We start from the raw sequence: 17,442 nt of genomic DNA, 5'->3' as shown, positions 1-17,442 counted from the left end.
ATAGCCCTTCCCTGCATCGCGAAACTCACAGCTCTCTTCCTATTGACTTCGATACTTGAAGGCATAGTCTCTGCAACGTTGCTTTTACCTTCAGGTTCCTTTTAGTGGTATCTCGAAGGCGATCCACCCCGGCAGCGTTGCCGGTAGCCCGAGGAGTACACGTGGCCAGCACATCGCAGGCACCCAAATCAGGAGCCAGGACGGCTCACCCCGATCATCTCGGGCACGTCATCTTCATCGCGGCGGCTGCCGCGATGGGCGGTTTCCTGTTCGGTTACGACAGTTCCGTGATCAACGGTGCCGTCGAGGCCATCCGGGACCGCTACGACGTCGGCTCCGCGCTACTGGCCCAGGTCATCGCCATCGCGCTGATCGGCTGTGCCATCGGTGCCGCGACCGCCGGCCGTATCGCCGACCGCATCGGCCGTATCCGCTGCATGCAGATCGCGGCGGTCCTCTTCACCGTCAGCGCCATCGGCTCCGCACTGCCCTTCGCGCTGTGGGACCTCGCCATGTGGCGCGTCGTCGGCGGCTTCGCCATCGGCATGGCCTCGGTGATCGGCCCCGCGTACATCGCGGAGGTCTCCCCGCCCGCCTATCGAGGCCGGCTCGGTTCCTTCCAGCAGGCCGCGATCGTCGTGGGTATCGCGGTGTCGCAGCTGGTCAACTGGGGTCTGCTGAACGCCGCCGGCGGTGACCAGCGCGGTGAGCTGATGGGCCTGGAGGCCTGGCAGGTCATGCTCGGCGTCATGGTCGTCCCGGCCGTCCTCTACGGCCTGCTCTCCTTCGCCATCCCCGAGTCGCCGCGCTTCCTGATCTCCGTCGGCAAGCACGAGCGCGCCAGGCAGATCCTCGAAGAGGTCGAGGGCAAGGAGGTGAACCTCGACGCCCGCGTCGCCGAGATCGAGCACGCCATGCACCGCGAGGAGAAGTCCTCCTTCAAGGACCTGCTCGGCGGCAGCTTCTTCTTCAAGCCGATCGTCTGGATCGGTATCGGCCTGTCGGTCTTCCAGCAGTTCGTCGGCATCAACGTCGCGTTCTACTACTCCTCGACGCTGTGGCAGTCGGTCGGCGTCGACCCGACGCAGTCCTTCTTCTACTCCTTCACGACGTCGATCATCAACATCGTCGGCACCGTGATCGCGATGATCTTCGTGGACCGCATCGGCCGCAAGCCGCTCGCCCTCATCGGCTCGGTCGGCATGGTGATCGGCCTGGCACTCGAGGCCTGGGCGTTCTCCTTCGACCTGGTCGACGGCAAGCTCCCGGCCACACAGGGCTGGGTCGCCCTGATCGCCGCCCACCTGTTCGTCCTCTTCTTCGCCCTGTCCTGGGGTGTGGTCGTCTGGGTCTTCCTCGGCGAGATGTTCCCGAACCGGCTCCGCGCCGCCGCGCTGGGCGTGGCCGCCTCCGCGCAGTGGATCGCCAACTGGGCCATCACCGCGAGCTTCCCGTCGCTGGCCGAGTGGAACCTTTCCGGCACCTACGTGATCTACACGCTCTTCGCCGCGCTCTCCATCCCCTTCGTCCTGAAGCTCGTGAACGAGACGAAGGGCAAGGCCCTGGAGGAGATGGGCTGACCGCCCCACCCCCCCCGCACTCGGGGAGAAGGGCCCAGTCCCCGCTGCCCCTCTCCTCGTATCGTCCGCCGCCCCCGGCCCCGGCTCACCGCCCGGACCGGGGGCGGCGGTGTCGTACATCCGGACACGCGGGCCGCCGGCTCACCAGATGATGACTCCGCCGCCGATCTCCAGGGCCTGCCGGGCGGACTCGTCGATGATGCGCAGACGGTCCTCGATCTGCCTGCGGTGTTCCCGCACCGACCGAGGGTGGTCGGTGCCGGCCGCTATCCGGTCGAGATGGGACCGCAGCAGGGCGACCTCGCGCAACAGGTCCGGTACCTGCCGGTGCTCCACCTCCAGATCCCGTTCGGCCAGGACCGGCAGGAGGCGGGCGCCCAGCGAGCGAACCAGGTCCGACCCCCACACCGTGGTGCGCCAGGACTCGAAGCCGCCGGAGTTGTAGGCGTCCTTGTCCGGGAAACGCCGGGAACCGTCCGGTTCCCGGACGAAGACTTCCACCAGCAGGCTCATGGACGCAGGCAACCACCCCGGGACGGGGCGGGCAACGGGTTATCGCCGTCGAGGGCAGCCGGCTACGGGCAGCGGGGGTACGGAGCGCGACGCCCCCTCGCCCCGCCCGGTGCCGCTCGAGAAGTAGTCCTCGGCGCCGGGTGGAGAAGGGGGCGTCGGCCGTGTACGTCAGACGGTCGCTGCCTCGGCCCGGTCCGAGGCGGCCGACGCGGGGACGACCACGGCAGGCTTCGGCAGCACCGCGTACAGCAGGCCGGAGATCACCACCGTGGCCACCCAGCCGAGGCCGTACTCGCCGATGACGTTGTTCGCGGCGAGGGGCCCGGTGAACCAGTCGGACGTCGTGAACATCAGGCCCGCGACCAGCCCCACCGCCCAGGCGGCGACGGCGGCGGGGGAGAAGCCCCCGCGGTACCAGTAGGCGCTGGTGCGGCCGGTGTCGGCGAGGGCCTCGCCGTCGTACTCCTTGCGGCGCAGCATGTCCACGCCGAAGACGCCGACCCAGGCGGAGAAGGCGACCGCGAGCAGCGACAGGAAGGCGATGAAGGAGCCCATGAAGCTGGTCGCCACCAGCATCAGCACCCCGCCGAAGACCAGCGAGATCACGGCGTTGACGGAGACCGCCCAGTGCCGGGGGACCTTGATCCCCAGCGTCTGCGCGGTGAAGCCGGCCGAGTACATCGACATCGAGTTGATCAGCAGCATGCCGATCAGCGCGATGAGCAGGTAGGGCACCGCGATCCAGGTCGGCAGGATCTCGCCGAGGAAGGAGACCGGGTCGGCGGCCGAGGCCAGGTCGGGCGTGGAGACGGCCATGACCATGCCCATCAGGACCATGGGGAGTACGACGATGCCGGCGCCGCCGACGGTCACGCCCACGATCCCCTTCGAGGAGGCCGTGCGCGGCAGGTACCGGGTGAAGTCCGGGGCCGACGGGATCCAGCTGACGCCGCCGGCCGCGATCAGACCGACGCCGGTGATCATCGCGGCGACCGAACCGGCGGACCGGTCGAAGACCGCGGACCAGTCGGTGTCGACGACCAGGTAGGCGAGGACCAGCACCGAGAAGGCGCCGAAGAGGTACGCCGCGTACGTGTTGCACTTCTGCACGGCGTTGATGCCCAGCCCGGAGATCGCGAACGTCGCCACGACGAAGGCGAGCAGCGTCACCATGTCGAGCACGCCGTTGGCACGGATACCGAACACGATGTCCAGCACGGTGAGCAGGGCGTAGGCGCCGGTCACCGCGTTGATCGTCTCCCATCCCCAGCGGGCGATCCAGATCAGCGAACCCGGGAGCAGATTGCCCCGCTGCCCGAAGACGGCCCGGGACAGCGCCATGCCGGGAGCGCCCCCGCGCTTGCCCGCGATACCGATCAGCCCGACCAGCCCGTACGACACGACCGGTGCGGCGCCCGCGACGACGAGGGCCTGCCAGAAGTTGAGCCGGTACGCCACGACCAGGCTCGCGCCCATCGTGAGCAGCAGCACGCTGATGTTGGCGCCGACCCAGGTCGGGAAAAGCTCACGGATCCGGGCGGTGCGCTCGTGGTCGGGCACCTGCTCGATGCCACGGGTTTCCAGGGCGCCTTCGGTCTCGGCGGTCTTGCTCATGTGGGGGGTCCGTGCCTCGATCGTGGGAGAAGAGGGGGCGGTCGGGACTCTACGCGCGTTGACGTGGCCTCCTCCATCGTACTTTGATCCGACTCCTTCCTTCCAGTGGCCTTTGTCCTTTGGAGGAAGCCACAAGGGCCGGTCTCCGGGGACCCATGACTGATACTGGACGGGTTATGGAAATCGTCATCCTTGCTGTAGTCATCGCCGTCGTCGTGATCGGCGCGCTCGGCGGGCTGATCGTGGGCAGCCGCCGCAAGAAGCAGCTGCCTCCGCCGCCCCCCGCCGCGCCCGACATCACCGCCCCTCCGGCCGAGCCCCACGTCGGCGAAGAGGCCGAGACGCCGCGCGACGAAACGCGCCGGACGATAGAGGAGGTCGACCTCCCGGACGGCGGCACCGCTCCCGCCACCGTCGAGGAGCCGCCCGTCGTCGAAGAGCTCGAGATCCCGCAGATCGAGGTTCCCGAGCCCACCGCCGGCCGTCTGGTCCGGCTCCGTGCCCGCCTCTCCCGCTCGCAGAACGCCCTCGGCAAGGGCCTGCTCACCCTGCTCTCCCGGGAGCATCTCGACGAGGACACCTGGGAGGAGATCGAGGACACGCTGCTCACCGCCGACGTCGGCGTGCAGCCCACCCAGGAGCTGGTCGAGCGGCTGCGCGAGCGTGTGAAGGTGCTCGGCACCCGCACGCCCGAGGAGCTGCGCGGCCTCCTGCGCGAGGAGCTGATCACCCTCCTCGGGCCCGAGATGGACCGCGAGGTCAAGACCGAGCCCGCGTCGGGCAAGCCCGGCATCGTGATGGTCGTCGGGGTCAACGGCACCGGCAAGACCACCACCACGGGCAAGCTCGCCCGCGTGCTGGTCGCCGACGGCCGCAGCGTCGTCCTCGGCGCCGCCGACACCTTCCGTGCCGCCGCCGCCGACCAGCTGCAGACCTGGGGCGAACGGGTCGGCGCGCACACCGTGCGCGGCCCGGAGGGCGGCGACCCCGCCTCCGTCGCCTTCGACGCGGTCAAGGAGGGCAAGGAGATGGGCTCGGACGTCGTGCTCATCGACACCGCCGGCCGCCTGCACACCAAGACCGGTCTCATGGACGAGCTCGGCAAGGTCAAGCGCGTCGTGGAGAAGCACGCGCCGCTGGACGAGGTCTTGCTCGTCCTCGATGCCACCACCGGCCAGAACGGCCTGATCCAGGCGCGGGTCTTCGCCGAGGTCGTCGACATCAGCGGCATCGTGCTCACCAAGCTGGACGGCACGGCCAAGGGCGGCATCGTGGTCGCCGTGCAGCGCGAGCTGGGCGTGCCGGTCAAGCTGATCGGGCTCGGCGAGGGCGCGGACGACCTGGCGCCGTTCGAGCCCGGGGCGTTCGTTGATGCCCTTGTCGGCGATTGAGTCCTCCCTCCCTGGAACCTCCCTGGAGGGAGGGATTCCTGGCTCGGGCGGCCTCCTGGAGCGTGTTCCAGGAGGCCGCGCGCCGTCGGCGCCGTCTGGGCGGGGCCCCGCCCGGACGGCGCCGACGCCAGCGGAATCCGTGTCCCGTCGGGCGCGGCTCCCCGGGCGGGGGTGTGGACAGCGGACGACCCGCGCAACCGGTGGGTGCGCCCGGCACCGGGTGCTCCGAGGGCGGAGGTCCGGCGGCGGATCGCGCGGCCGGGCTGCGGTGCGCCCCGCCCACCGTCAGGGCACCCCACCGGTCAGAGCGTGCCGCGCACGCGTGTGGGAAGCGTCCGCCCGTTCGCTGCCGGGGCGGCCGCCCTTCGAGGTGCGGATGGTGATGCCGGCGGTGCCGGTGGTGCCGGCGGTGCCGGTGGTGGCCGGGTGCCGGTGACCGCGGCCTAAGCCCGCGACCGATGGGCCACGTAGGCCAGTGTTCCCAGCAGCAGCCGTGCCGCCGGCGGCTTGGTCGCCGAGTCGAGGGCCGGCGGACGCAGCCAGCGCACCGGTCCCAGGCCGCCGCGGTCACAGGGCGGGGCCGTGATGTACGTACCGGGGCCGAGACCGCGCAGGTCAAGGGCGGAAGGATCGTCCCAGCCCATGCGGTAGAGCAGCCGGGGCAGTTCGGCGGCGGCGCCGGGAGCGACGAAGAAGTGGGAGCGGCCCTGCGGGGTCACCGTGACCGGGCCGAGCGGGAGGCCCATGCGCTCCAGCCTGGCCAGTGCCCGCTGCCCGGCCGGCTCGGCCGCTTCGATGACGTCGAAGAAACGTCCGACCGGCAGCATCACCGCGGCCCCGGGGAACTGGGCCCAGGCCTCGCCGGCCTCGTCCAGCGTCGCACCGGCGGGCACCTCCGGCGCGAAGTCCAGCGGATGCGCGCCCGGCTCCGGGCAGTCGCGCCGACCGCACGAGCAGACGCCCGCGGCGGCCCGGGCACCCGGCACCACGGACCAGCCCCACAGTCCGGTGAACTCGGCCACGACGGTGCACTCCGACGCGCGGCCTCGGCGACGTGCGCCGGACCGGATGTCGCGCAATCCCCGACTGCCGCCGATGCCGATCGTGAAGCCCATGCCCCCTCCAACGGGTCGACGCAACGGCGGTTACGCAACGGACGTGAAACGTGACTCTCTGCTTCCAACTCCCCAGTCCGGCGCGGTTCACGCAGCGTTCGGAAGCGCTCCGGGTGGTGCGCCCGACCGGGCGCGCCCCGGCGCGCACCGTTGCACCGACTCCCGGTCGGCCTGTGTCAAGTGAATCGTGCGCAGGCCACTGGGAGTTCATCCGAAGGGGTGGCGAATGGTGGCGATTCCGCAAACGCCATGGCTGGACCGTGATCGCCGGATTACTTTGTGTGCATGGAGCCTTGGGGCACATGCCCGCGTGGGTATGCCGGAGGCAACGCGGCATTCCGTTCGGAGGGTGGCATCCGCCGGACGGACGACCGTAACCACCGGCATTCTGATAGGGCTTGGCGCACTCGGCGGCAGGTGGTCTCAGAGATGGGGGCGTTCCAGTGAGCGGCAACGGCGGAAGCGGTACGAGCGCGGTAAGCGCGTCGCCTGCTGACAAGCGCCCCAACGAGCTGCTCACCTCCTGGTTCGCCCGCAGCGGCTGGTCCAAGGGCGAGCTGGCCCGCCAGGTCAACCGCCGGGCACGCCAGTTGGGCGCCGGGCACATCTCCACGGACACCTCACGCGTGCGCCGGTGGCTCGACGGCGAGAATCCGCGGGAGCCGATCCCGCGGATCCTGTCCGAGCTGTTCTCCGAGCGCTTCGGCGTCGTCGTCTCCGTCGAGGACCTGGCCCTGCGCTCCACCCGCCCGACGCCCTCCGCGACCGGCGTCGACCTGCCCTGGACGGGCCCGCAGACCGTGGCCCTGCTCAGCGAGTTCTCGCGCAGCGACCTGATGCTCGCGCGGCGCGGCTTCCTCGGTAGTTCGCTGGCCCTCTCCGCGGGCCCGTCCCTCATCGAGCCCATGCAGCGCTGGCTCGTCCCCGCGCCGTCGGCCACCGCGTCCGGACACGAGCCCGCGCCCGCCACACGCGCGCGCGGCCGCCTGTCCAGGCCGGAGCTGGACCTGCTGGAGTCCACCGCCGTGATGTTCCGCCGCTGGGACGCCCAGTGCGGCGGCGGCCTGCGCCGCAAGGCCGTGGTCGGCCAGCTGCACGAGGTGACCGACCTCCTGCAGGAACCCCAGACGGACGCCACCCGGTCCAGGCTGTTCAAGGTCGCCGCCGAACTCGCCGAGCTGGCCGGCTGGATGTCGTACGACGTGGGGCTGCAGCCCACCGCGCAGAAGTACTTCGTCCTCGCCCTGCACGCCGCCAAGGAAGCCGGTGACCGGCCGCTCGGCTCGTACATCCTCTCCAGCATGAGCCGCCAGATGATCCACCTCGGCCGGCCCGACGACGCCCTGGAACTGATCCACCTCGCGCAGTACGGCAGCCGGGACTGCGCGAGCCCCCGCACCCAGTCGATGCTGTACGCGATGGAGGCCCGCGCCTACGCGAACATGGGACAGCCCGGCCGCTGCAAGCGGGCCGTGCGCATGGCCGAGGACACCTACACCGAGGCCGACGAGTGGGACGAGCCGGACCCCGACTGGATCCGCTTCTTCTCCGAGGCCGAGCTGCACGGGGAGAACAGCCACTCCTTCCGCGATCTCGCCTACGTCGCCGGCCGCAGCCCCGCCTACGCGTCCCTGGCCGAACCGCTGATGCGCCGCGCGGTGGACCTGTTCGCCAAGGACGACGAGCACCAGCGCTCGTACGCGCTGAACCTGATCGGCATGGCCACCGTGCACCTGCTGCGCCGCGAACCCGAGGAGAGCACCGTCCTGGCCGTCGACGCGATGAGAATCGCCAAGAAGGTCCGCTCCGAACGCGTCAACACCCGCATCCGCAAGACCGTCGACACGGCTGTACGCGATTTCGGCGACCTCGGCGAGGTCGTCGACCTCACCGAACGGCTCGCCGTCGAACTGCCCGAGACCGCCGAAGCGGTCTGACCTCCCCCACCAGCCCCGGCCGCGGCCGGCCCTCCCGAACTGCCCGACTCGGCTCCCCCATGCCAGGTCACTCGGAGGCCCGCCGCGGCCGGGCTTTCCTTTGCGCCTAAGCCGGCGCCGCTCTCGCGGAGGTGGTTGCTCGCCGTGGGGGTTGCTCAATTGATGGTTGGGGCCGTCGTCGGTAAGGGCGCGTCACGGTATACGTGACCCCGGTCCGCGAGCCGGCCGTTCACTCACGCGTAACACGCACAGCGCCTTCGTCACGGCGGCGAAACAGCGAGGGGCGTCCACGGAAACCGCGCTGCGCCAATCTCATGGCGCATAACCGGCCCACCCCTCACAGCCCGCCGCCCGCTCAGGCTTCGCCCGCACGGGGCCGTACCAACGACGAGGAGACGCCGATGGCTCCAGCCATCACGCTCGCCGCAGAGACGGAGCTCTCTGCCGCCAACACGGGCTTCATGCTCATCTGCTCCGCCCTGGTGATGCTCATGACCCCGGCCCTGGCCTTCTTCTACGGAGGCATGGTCCGCGTCAAGAGCACCCTGAACATGCTGATGATGAGCTTCATCAGCCTCGGCATCGTCACCGTCCTGTGGGTGCTGTACGGCTTCTCCATGGCGTTCGGCACCGACACCGGCAGCATCGTCGGCTGGAACTCCGACTGGGTCGGCCTCAGCGACATCGGCCTGACCGAGCTCTGGGACGGCTACACCATCCCCGTCTTCGTCTTCCTGGTCTTCCAGCTGATGTTCGCCGTCCTCACGCCCGCCCTGATCAGCGGCGCCCTCGCGGACCGGGTGAAGTTCACGGCCTGGGCGCTGTTCATCGCCCTGTGGGCCACGATCGTCTACTTCCCGGTCGCCCACTGGGTGTGGGGCGCCGGCGGCTGGGCCTTCGAACTCGGCGTGATCGACTTCGCCGGCGGCACGGCCGTGCACATCAACGCCGGCGCCGCCGCGCTCGGCGTGATCCTCGTCATCGGCAAGCGGGTCGGCTTCAAGAAGGACCCGATGCGCCCGCACAGCCTGCCGCTGGTCATGCTCGGCGCCGGCCTGCTCTGGTTCGGCTGGTTCGGCTTCAACGCCGGCTCCTGGCTCGGCAACGACGACGGCGTCGGCGCGCTGATGTTCGTCAACACGCAGGTCGCCACCGGCGCGGCCGTCCTCGGCTGGCTCGCCTACGAGAAGATCCGGCACGGCGCCTTCACCACGCTGGGCGCCGCCTCCGGCGCCGTCTCCGGCCTGGTCGCCATCACCCCGGCGGGCGGCGCGGTCTCCCCGCTCGGCGCGATCGCCGTCGGCCTCGTCGCCGGGGTGCTGTGCGCCATGGCGGTCGGCCTGAAGTACCGGTTCGGCTACGACGACTCCCTCGACGTCGTCGGTGTCCACCTCGTCGGCGGCATCCTCGGCTCCCTGCTCGTCGGCCTCTTCGCCACCGGCAAGGGCCAGTCCGAGGCCCAGGGCCTCTTCTACGGCGGCGGCCTGGACCAGTTCTGGAAGCAGTGCGCCGGAGTCTTCGGCGTGTTCGCCTACTCCCTGGTCGTCTCCGCCCTCCTCGCCCTCGTCCTGCACAGGACGATCGGCATGCGGGTGCCGGAGGACGACGAGGTGGCCGGCATCGACCAGGCCGAGCACGCCGAGACCGCGTACGACTTCAGCGGCGCCGGCGGCGGTGCCGCCCGGACGACCGCCCCGCCGGCCGCCACCGCGGCCGCGTCGGCCCAGAGCAAGAAGGTGGACGCATGAAACTCATCACCGCCGTCGTCAAGCCGCACCGGCTCGACGAGATCAAGGAGGCCCTCCAGGCCTTCGGGGTCCACGGCCTGACCGTCACCGAGGCCAGCGGCTACGGCCGCCAGCGCGGCCACACCGAGGTCTACCGGGGCGCCGAGTACACCGTCGACCTGGTACCCAAGATCCGCATCGAGGTGCTGGTCGAGGACGAAGACGCCGAGCAGCTGATCGACGTCGTGGTCAAGGCGGCGCGCACCGGCAAGATCGGCGACGGCAAGGTCTGGTCGGTCCCCGTCGACACGGCGGTACGGGTCCGGACCGGCGAGCGCGGCCCCGACGCCCTCTGACACGACGGACGAACAGGAGTCGCCGGGTGACGAGCACGGACGTGACGGAAGAAGCAGAGGACTCGGGACCCAGCGGCTACGCGGCGGCCCGGCTGCGCCTCCTCACCGAGGGGGCGCGGTCCGGGCCGCCGCGCCGTACGGCCCTCGCCCAGCTGACCGACGAGTGGCTGGCCGGCCTCTTCGCCGCGGGGGCCGGCCCGCTGCGGGGCGTCTCCCTGGTCGCCGTCGGCGGCTACGGCCGCGGCGAGCTGTCCCCGCGCAGCGACCTGGACCTGCTCCTGCTGCACGACGGCGGCGACGACAAGGCGGTCGCCGCCCTCGCCGACCGCCTCTGGTACCCCGTCTGGGACCTCGGCCTCGCCCTCGACCACTCCGTACGCACACCGGCCGAAGCCCGGAAGACGGCCGGCGAGGACCTCAAGGTCCAGCTCGGCCTCCTGGACGCCCGCCACCTCGCCGGCGACCCGGGGCTGACCGCATCGCTGCGCACCACCGTCCTCGCCGACTGGCGCAACCAGGCCGCCGAACGCCTCCCCGAGCTGCGCGACCTGTGCGCCGAGCGCGCCGAACGCCACGGCGAGCTGCAGTTCCTGCTGGAACCCGACCTCAAGGAGGCCGGGGGCGGTCTGCGCGACGCCACCGCCCTGCGCGCCGTCGCCGCCTCCTGGCTGGCCGACGCCCCGCGCGAGGGCCTCGCCGACGCCCGGCGCCGACTGCTCGACGTGCGGGACGCGCTCCACCTGGCGACGGGCCGGGCGACCGACCGGCTGGCGTTGCAGGAGCAGGACCAGGTGGCGGCCGGGCTGGGCCTGCTGGACGCCGACGCGCTGCTGCGGCAGGTGTACGAGGCGGCGCGCGTCGTCTCGTACGCCGGGGACGTCACCTGGCGCGAGGTGGGGCGCGTACTGCGCGCGCGCTCCGTGCGGCCGAGGCTGCGCACCATGGCAAGGGAGCGGAGCGACTTCCTCAGAAGGGCGGTGGCGGGCGACGGGAGGGCGCTGGGCGGCGGCAGACCGGCCGCCGGGCGGTCCCCGCTCGCCGAGGGCGTCGTCGAGCAGGACGGCGAGGTGGTGCTCGCGCGCACCGCGCGCCCCGACCGCGACCCCGTGCTCCCGCTGCGGGCCGCTGCCGCCGCCGCGCAGGCCGGGCTTCCGCTCTCCCGGCACGCCGTACGGCGTCTGGCGGCCACCGTGCGCCCGCTGCCCACGCCCTGGCCCGCCGAAGCGCGGGAGCAGCTGGTGACGCTGCTGGGTTCGGGCCGGCCCACGGTGCAGGTCTGGGAGGCGCTGGAGGCCGAGGGGCTGATCACCCGGCTGCTGCCCGACTGGGAGCGGGTGCGCTGCCGCCCGCAGCGCAACGCCGTGCACCTGTGGACCGTCGACCGGCACCTGATCGAGACCGCGGTACGCGCCGCCGGGTTCGCCCGCCGGGTCCACCGGCCCGACCTGCTCCTGGTCGCCGCGCTGCTGCACGACATCGGCAAGGGCTGGCCCGGCGACCACTCCGTGGCCGGGGAGACCATCGCCCGGGACGTGGCCGCCCGGATCGGCTTCGACCGCGCGGACGCGGCCGTCCTCGCCACCCTCGTACGCCACCACCTGCTGCTCGTCGAGACGGCCACCCGGCGCGACCTCGACGACCCGGCCACCGTGCGGGCGGTCGCCGAGGCGGTCGGCACCGAGGGCACCCTGGAGCTGCTGCACGCCCTGACCGAGGCCGACGCGCTGGCCACCGGACCGGCGGCCTGGTCGTCCTGGCGCGGCTCCCTCGTCGCCGACCTGGTCACACGCGTTTCGGCGGTCCTGGCCGGGCATCCGCCCGCGGAGCCCGAGGCCGACGCGCCCACCGCCGAGCAGGAACGGCTCGCCGTCGAGGCCTTCCGCACGGGCGGGCCGGTGCTCGCCCTGTGCGCCCAGACCGAGCCGCCGGCCGGTCCGGAGCCGAGCGCCGCCCCGGAGCCGCTCGGGGTGGAGCTGCTGATCGCCGTACCCGACCAGCCGGGCGTGCTCCCCGCGGTCGCCGGGGTCCTGGCCATGCACCGGCTGACCGTCCGCACCGCCGAGCTGCGGTCCCTGCCGCTGCCGGACGGCGTGGACGGCTCCGTGCTGCTGCTGGACTGGCGGGTCGCCGCCGAGTACGGCTCCCTGCCGCAGGCCACCCGGCTCCGCGCCGACCTGGCCAGGGCGCTGGACGGCACCCTGGACATCGCCGCGCGGCTCGCCGAACGCGACGCCGCCTACCCGCGCCGCCGGGGCGTGGCGCCGCCCCCGCCCCGGGTGACGGTCGCCCCGGCCGCCTCCCGGCTGGCCACGGTGATCGAGGTCCGGGCGCAGGACGCACCCGGGCTGCTGTTCCGTCTCGGGCGGGCGCTGGAGGGGGCGGGGGTGCGGGTGCGGAGTGCGCACGTCAGCACGCTGGGGGCGAACGCGGTGGACGCGTTCTACGTGACGGGGGGCGAGGGCGCGCCGTTGCCGGGGGAGGAGGCCGTGTCCGTGGCCAGGGGGCTGGAGGAGTTGCTGCGGGCGTGAGCTCGTGGCCGGGTCGTACGTTGACCGGATGTGCCCCCGCCGGTGCGGGGACGGTCCGAGGACGTCGTCCGGCCTGACGGCTTCGCTGATGCGCTCCCCGCCGCTGCGGGGGATCCGTCCCCGACCGCTCTCTGCGGCGGGCAGGGACGATTTGCCTGCCGGGCCGGATACCCTGGAGGGCGACCCACACCAACGCCGACGCGAGGACCTACGCCGCCGTGTTCGATACTCTCTCCGACCGCCTGTCAGCCACCTTCAAATCCCTCCGGGGTAAAGGACGGCTGTCCGAGGCGGACATCGACGCCACGGCCCGCGAGATCCGCATCGCGCTCCTCGAAGCCGACGTCGCCCTCCCCGTGGTGCGCGCGTTCATCAAGCGCGTCAAGGAACGCTCCCTGGGCGCCGAGGTCTCCAAGGCCCTCAACCCCGCCCAGCAGGTCCTCAAGATCGTCAACGAGGAACTGGTCGGCATCCTCGGCGGCGAGACCCGCCGCCTGCGCTTCGCCAAGCAGCCGCCGACCGTGATCATGCTGGCCGGTCTGCAGGGCGCCGGTAAGACCACCCTCGCGGGCAAGCTGGGCCGCTGGCTCAAGGAGCAGGGCCACTCCCCGCTCCTCGTGGCCTGTGACCTCCAGCGCCCCAACGCCGTCAACCAGCTGAGCGTCGTCGCCGAGCGCGCCGGCGTCGCGGTCTACGCGCCCGAGCCGGGCAACGGCGTGGGCGACCCGGTCAAGGTCGCCAAGGACTCCATCGAGTTCGCCAAGGCCAAGGTCCACGACCTGGTCATCGTCGACACCGCCGGCCGCCTGGGCATCGACCAGGAGCTGATGCAGCAGGCCGCGGACATCCGCGACGCCGTCAGCCCCGACGAGATCCTCTTCGTCGTCGACGCGATGATCGGTCAGGACGCGGTCAACACCGCCGAGGCCTTCCGCGACGGCGTCGGCTTCGACGGTGTCGTGCTGTCCAAGCTCGACGGCGACGCCCGCGGTGGCGCGGCCCTGTCGATCGCCTCGGTGACCGGCAAGCCGATCATGTTCGCGTCGAACGGCGAGAAGCTCGAGGACTTCGACGCGTTCCACCCCGACCGGATGGCTTCCCGCATCCTCGACATGGGTGACCTGCTCACCCTGATCGAGCAGGCGGAGAAGACGTTCAGCCAGGAAGAGGCCGAGAAGATGGCCTCCAAGCTGGCGTCCAAGAAGGGCCAGGACTTCACCCTGGACGACTTCCTGGCCCAGATGGAGCAGGTCCGCAAGATGGGCAGCATCAGCAAGCTGCTCGGCATGCTTCCGGGCATGGGCCAGATGAAGGACCAGATCAACAACCTCGACGAGCGCGACGTCGACCGCACGGCCGCCATCATCAAGTCGATGACCCCGGCCGAGCGCCAGGAGCCGACGATCATCAACGGCTCGCGCCGCGCCCGTATCGCCAAGGGCTCCGGGGTCGACGTCAGTGCGGTCAAGTCGCTCGTGGAGCGGTTCTTCGAGGCCCGCAAGATGATGTCCCGCATGGCGCAGGGCGGCGGCATGCCCGGAATGCCGGGGATGCCGGGCATGGGCGGTGGCCCCGGCCGGCAGAAGAAGCAGCAGAAGAAGGCCAAGGGCAAGCAGCGCTCCGGAAACCCGATGAAGCGCAAGCAGCAGGAGCAGGAGGAGGCCGCCCGCCGCGCCGCGGCCGCGCAGAACGGCGGCGCCTTCGGGCTGCCGCAGCAGGGCGGCCAGGACTTCGAGCTGCCGGACGAGTTCAAGAAGTTCATGGGCTGACGGCTCGTTCGGTCCGCATGGTCCGTACGGCGCTGGGGGCGCCCCTCACCGGAGGGGTGCCCCCAGCGCCGTACACGCACATGCCTGGGCGGCTTTCCTGTCGTAACGTCCGGATATGACCAACCCGTCCCCGCCGCGCAAGGCCCCCGAGCCGCCCTGGCGCACCGAGGGCACGCCCGACGAGCCCCCCAAGCCGCCGCCCGGCGGCAGGAGGATGCGTGGCGGCCGGTGGAACCTGGTCCTGGCAGCGCTGATCGTCTTCCTCGTCGCCAACCTCGTGCTCTCCTTCTTCAACGAGGGCGACGAGCCGACCATCTCCTACACGGAGTTCAGCAAGCAGGTCGAGGCGGGCAACGTCAGCAAGATCTACGCCAAGGGCGACGCGATCCAGGGCCAGCTGAAGAAGGCTCGGGACAATCCCGAGGGCGACGGGACCTACACCAAGTTCATGACCGAGCGGCCGACCTTCGCGGACGACCGGCTCTGGAACGAGCTGACCGAGCACGACGTCACCGTCACGGCCGAGCCGGTCGTCCAGCAGCGCAGTCTCCTGGTCAACCTGCTGATCTCGCTGGCGCCGATGCTGCTCCTGGTGGTGCTGTGGGTCGTCATCGCGCGACGCATGAGGGGCGCCCTGGGCGGCGGGGCGGGCGGCATGCTCGGCCGCAAGGCGCCGCCCAAGCCGGTCGAGCTGGAGGCCGGCGAGCCGCGCACCACCTTCGCCGACGTGGCCGGGATCGACGAGGTGGAGGGCGAGCTCAGCGACGTCGTCGACTTCCTGAAGAACCCCGACGCCTACCGCCGCATGGGCGCCAAGATGCCCCGCGGCGTCCTGCTGTCCGGCCCGCCCGGCACCGGAAAGACGCTCCTCGCGCGCGCGGTCGCCGGCGAGGCGGGCGTGCCGTTCTTCTCGGCGTCCGCGTCCGAGTTCATCGAGATGATCGTGGGCGTGGGCGCCTCCCGGGTGCGGGAGCTGTTCGCCGAGGCCCGGAAGGTGGCGCCGTCGATCATCTTCATCGACGAGATCGACACCATCGGCCGGGCCCGCGGCGGCGGCTCCGGGATGGGAGGTCACGACGAGCGAGAACAGACGCTGAACCAGATCCTCACCGAGATGGACGGCTTCTCCGGCGCCGAGGGCGTGATCGTCATCGCCGCCACCAACCGCGCCGACATCCTGGACCCGGCGCTGACCCGTCCCGGCCGCTTCGACCGGGTGGTCAGCGTCTCGCCGCCGGACCGGGGCGGCCGGAAGGCGATCCTGGAGATCCACACCCGCGAGATCCCGCTCGCCCCCGACGTCGACCTCGCCCAGGTCGCCCGCACGACCCCGGGCATGACCGGCGCCGAACTCGCCAACCTCGCCAACGAGGCCGCGCTGCTCGCGGTCAAGCGCAAACAGGACCGGGTGACGCAGGCGAACCTCTCCGAGGCACTGGAGAAGGTCCAGCTGGGGGCCGAACGTCCGCTGGTGATGCCCGAGGAGGAGCGCCGGCGCACCGCCTACCACGAGAGCGGGCACGCCCTGCTGGGCATGCTGCAGCCGGGCGCCGACCCCGTTCGCAAGATCACGATCGTTCCGCGCGGACGGGCACTCGGGGTGACACTGTCGACGCCGGACGCGGACAAGTACGCGTACACGGAGGAGTATCTGCGCGGGCGGATCATCGGTGCGCTGGGCGGCATGGCGGCCGAGCAGGTGGTGTACGACGTGATCACGACCGGTTCGGAGAGCGACCTCGAACAGGTCACCCGCATCGCGCGCGGCATGGTCGGCCGCTGGGGCATGAGCGAACAGGTCGGCCGGCTCTCCGCCCTGCCCGGCGACGCCCAGCAGGCCTACGGACTCGCCGCCGCGCCGGGGACCCTCGACGCCATCGACGGGGAGATGCGACGGGTGGTCGACGAGTGCTACGCGGAGGCCGTCCGCAAACTGCGCGACCACCGCGGGCAGCTCGACGCGCTGGCCGAGGCGCTGCTGGCGAACGAGACGCTGGACGAGGCGGACGCGTACCGCATCGCCGGGATCACCCGGCCGGCGAAGGGCGACGCGGAGGCGTGACCGCGCCCTCCGGGTGTCCCCGTCGCCCGTCGCCCGTCGTCTGTCTCTGTCGTCTGTTCCCTGTCCTCAGGACTGCGGGAACTTCCAGACGTAGGGCACGCCGTCCTCCTCCTCCCAGTGCACCTCCACGCTCGTGGCGTTCGCGGGAACCAGGTACGTCGCGCAGAAGACGTGGCTCTCGCCCTGCTGCCAGCTCTCCACGCCGTACGGGTCCTCGCAGCCAGGGGCGTCGTCGGAGGCGCCGATGAGGACGCCGCCGCGCTGCCCGTCGGCGAAGACCGTGGTGCGGTCGTGCACGCCGGAGCCCCCGGTGAGGGCCGGGCCGCTCCTGTGCGTGTACCTGACGTGCGCGACGGCCAGCACCTTGCCCTCGGCGTCCGCCGCGTCCGCCACCGCCCTCGCGGCCTCCGCCTCGGTGCCGACGTCGACCTTCCGTGCCACGACGTCGTAGGTGACCTCGCCGGGGTCCTCCGCGACCTTCCCCGTCGCGCTCTCGTCCGTCGCCATGTCGCCGCCCGAGGCCGTCGGGGAGGGAGAGGCCGGCACATCGGGGCTCTCCGGACTCCTGGCGTCGGTGTCGTCACCGCTCCCGCAGGCGGTGAGGGCCAGGGCGAGGACGGCGACGGGCGCGGCGAGACGCAGCGCGGTCTTGTGGTGCGGCACTACAGGCTCCTGTACGCAGACGTGTCTGTCCCCCCGGACGGTGGATCAGATTAGAGGGCCCGTGATCCACCGGGGGACACGACGGAATCCTCCGCCCGTTTCCCGCACGCCGTGCACACCCGTATCGGGAGGCGCTCTCCGGGAGGAGTTCCGCAGGGGCCGCGCAGGAGGCCGAGCGTCCCGCAGC

General features: G+C 71.7%; 12 protein-coding genes. 8 read left to right on the top strand and 4 right to left on the bottom strand.

The window, feature by feature from the left end; all coding sequences use genetic code 11:
• Window positions 1–161: 161 nt before the first annotated feature.
• Complete coding sequence (locus tag ACP4IX_RS23860) at window positions 162–1,580, top strand: sugar porter family MFS transporter (RefSeq protein WP_426522058.1); 1,419 nt, start codon at window positions 162–164, stop codon at window positions 1,578–1,580.
• A gap of 141 nt (window positions 1,581–1,721) precedes the next feature.
• Here the strand turns inward: ACP4IX_RS23860 and ACP4IX_RS23855 are convergent, their stop codons facing one another.
• Entirely contained in the window at window positions 1,722–2,093 is a 372-nt protein-coding gene (locus ACP4IX_RS23855; protein ID WP_426522057.1) for a hypothetical protein, read from the bottom strand.
• 168 nt (window positions 2,094–2,261) lie between these two features.
• The gene (locus ACP4IX_RS23850) at window positions 2,262–3,707 is read right to left on the bottom strand and encodes a cytosine permease (RefSeq protein WP_426556567.1); all 1,446 of its coding nucleotides are present in this window, start codon (window positions 3,705–3,707) and stop codon (window positions 2,262–2,264) included.
• Window positions 3,708–3,883: 176 nt separating this feature from the next.
• Between ACP4IX_RS23850 and ftsY the strand changes: the two genes are divergently transcribed.
• The gene (ftsY, locus tag ACP4IX_RS23845; protein ID WP_426522055.1) at window positions 3,884–5,098 is read left to right on the top strand and encodes a signal recognition particle-docking protein FtsY; all 1,215 of its coding nucleotides are present in this window, start codon (window positions 3,884–3,886) and stop codon (window positions 5,096–5,098) included.
• A 443-nt stretch (window positions 5,099–5,541) separates the two neighbouring features.
• On the opposite strand, the gene ACP4IX_RS23840 is transcribed toward ftsY, so the two are convergent.
• The gene (locus ACP4IX_RS23840) at window positions 5,542–6,213 is read right to left on the bottom strand and encodes a bifunctional DNA primase/polymerase (protein WP_426522054.1); all 672 of its coding nucleotides are present in this window, start codon (window positions 6,211–6,213) and stop codon (window positions 5,542–5,544) included.
• Between the two features lie 443 nt (window positions 6,214–6,656).
• Between ACP4IX_RS23840 and ACP4IX_RS23835 the strand changes: the two genes are divergently transcribed.
• From ACP4IX_RS23835 to ftsH, 6 genes are all read left to right on the top strand, one after another.
• On the top strand, window positions 6,657–8,150 hold the full coding sequence (locus ACP4IX_RS23835; RefSeq protein ID WP_426522053.1) for a hypothetical protein: 1,494 nt from the start codon (window positions 6,657–6,659) through the stop codon (window positions 8,148–8,150).
• A gap of 401 nt (window positions 8,151–8,551) precedes the next feature.
• Complete coding sequence (locus ACP4IX_RS23830; protein ID WP_426556566.1) at window positions 8,552–9,898, top strand: ammonium transporter; 1,347 nt, start codon at window positions 8,552–8,554, stop codon at window positions 9,896–9,898.
• Entirely contained in the window at window positions 9,895–10,233 is a 339-nt protein-coding gene (locus ACP4IX_RS23825) for a P-II family nitrogen regulator (RefSeq protein WP_397770036.1), read from the top strand. Before ACP4IX_RS23830 ends, ACP4IX_RS23825 begins: the two co-directional genes overlap by 4 nt.
• A 26-nt stretch (window positions 10,234–10,259) precedes the next feature.
• On the top strand, window positions 10,260–12,761 hold the full coding sequence (locus tag ACP4IX_RS23820) for a [protein-PII] uridylyltransferase (RefSeq protein ID WP_426522051.1): 2,502 nt from the start codon (window positions 10,260–10,262) through the stop codon (window positions 12,759–12,761).
• A 218-nt stretch (window positions 12,762–12,979) separates the two neighbouring features.
• Window positions 12,980–14,530, top strand: coding sequence for a signal recognition particle protein (gene ffh / locus ACP4IX_RS23815; protein WP_426522050.1), 1,551 nt, complete (start codon window positions 12,980–12,982; stop codon window positions 14,528–14,530).
• Window positions 14,531–14,645: 115 nt separating this feature from the next.
• On the top strand, window positions 14,646–16,592 hold the full coding sequence (gene ftsH / locus ACP4IX_RS23810; RefSeq protein ID WP_426556565.1) for an ATP-dependent zinc metalloprotease FtsH: 1,947 nt from the start codon (window positions 14,646–14,648) through the stop codon (window positions 16,590–16,592).
• A gap of 66 nt (window positions 16,593–16,658) precedes the next feature.
• On the opposite strand, the gene ACP4IX_RS23805 is transcribed toward ftsH, so the two are convergent.
• Complete coding sequence (locus ACP4IX_RS23805) at window positions 16,659–17,255, bottom strand: hypothetical protein (protein ID WP_426522048.1); 597 nt, start codon at window positions 17,253–17,255, stop codon at window positions 16,659–16,661.
• Window positions 17,256–17,442 lie beyond the last annotated feature (187 nt).

Origin of the sequence: Streptomyces sp. WG5, from assembly GCF_049974565.1 — a bacterium.
Taxonomy (GTDB): Bacteria; Actinomycetota; Actinomycetes; order Streptomycetales; family Streptomycetaceae; genus Streptomyces.
This window is presented reverse-complemented; position numbering and strand designations above follow the sequence as displayed.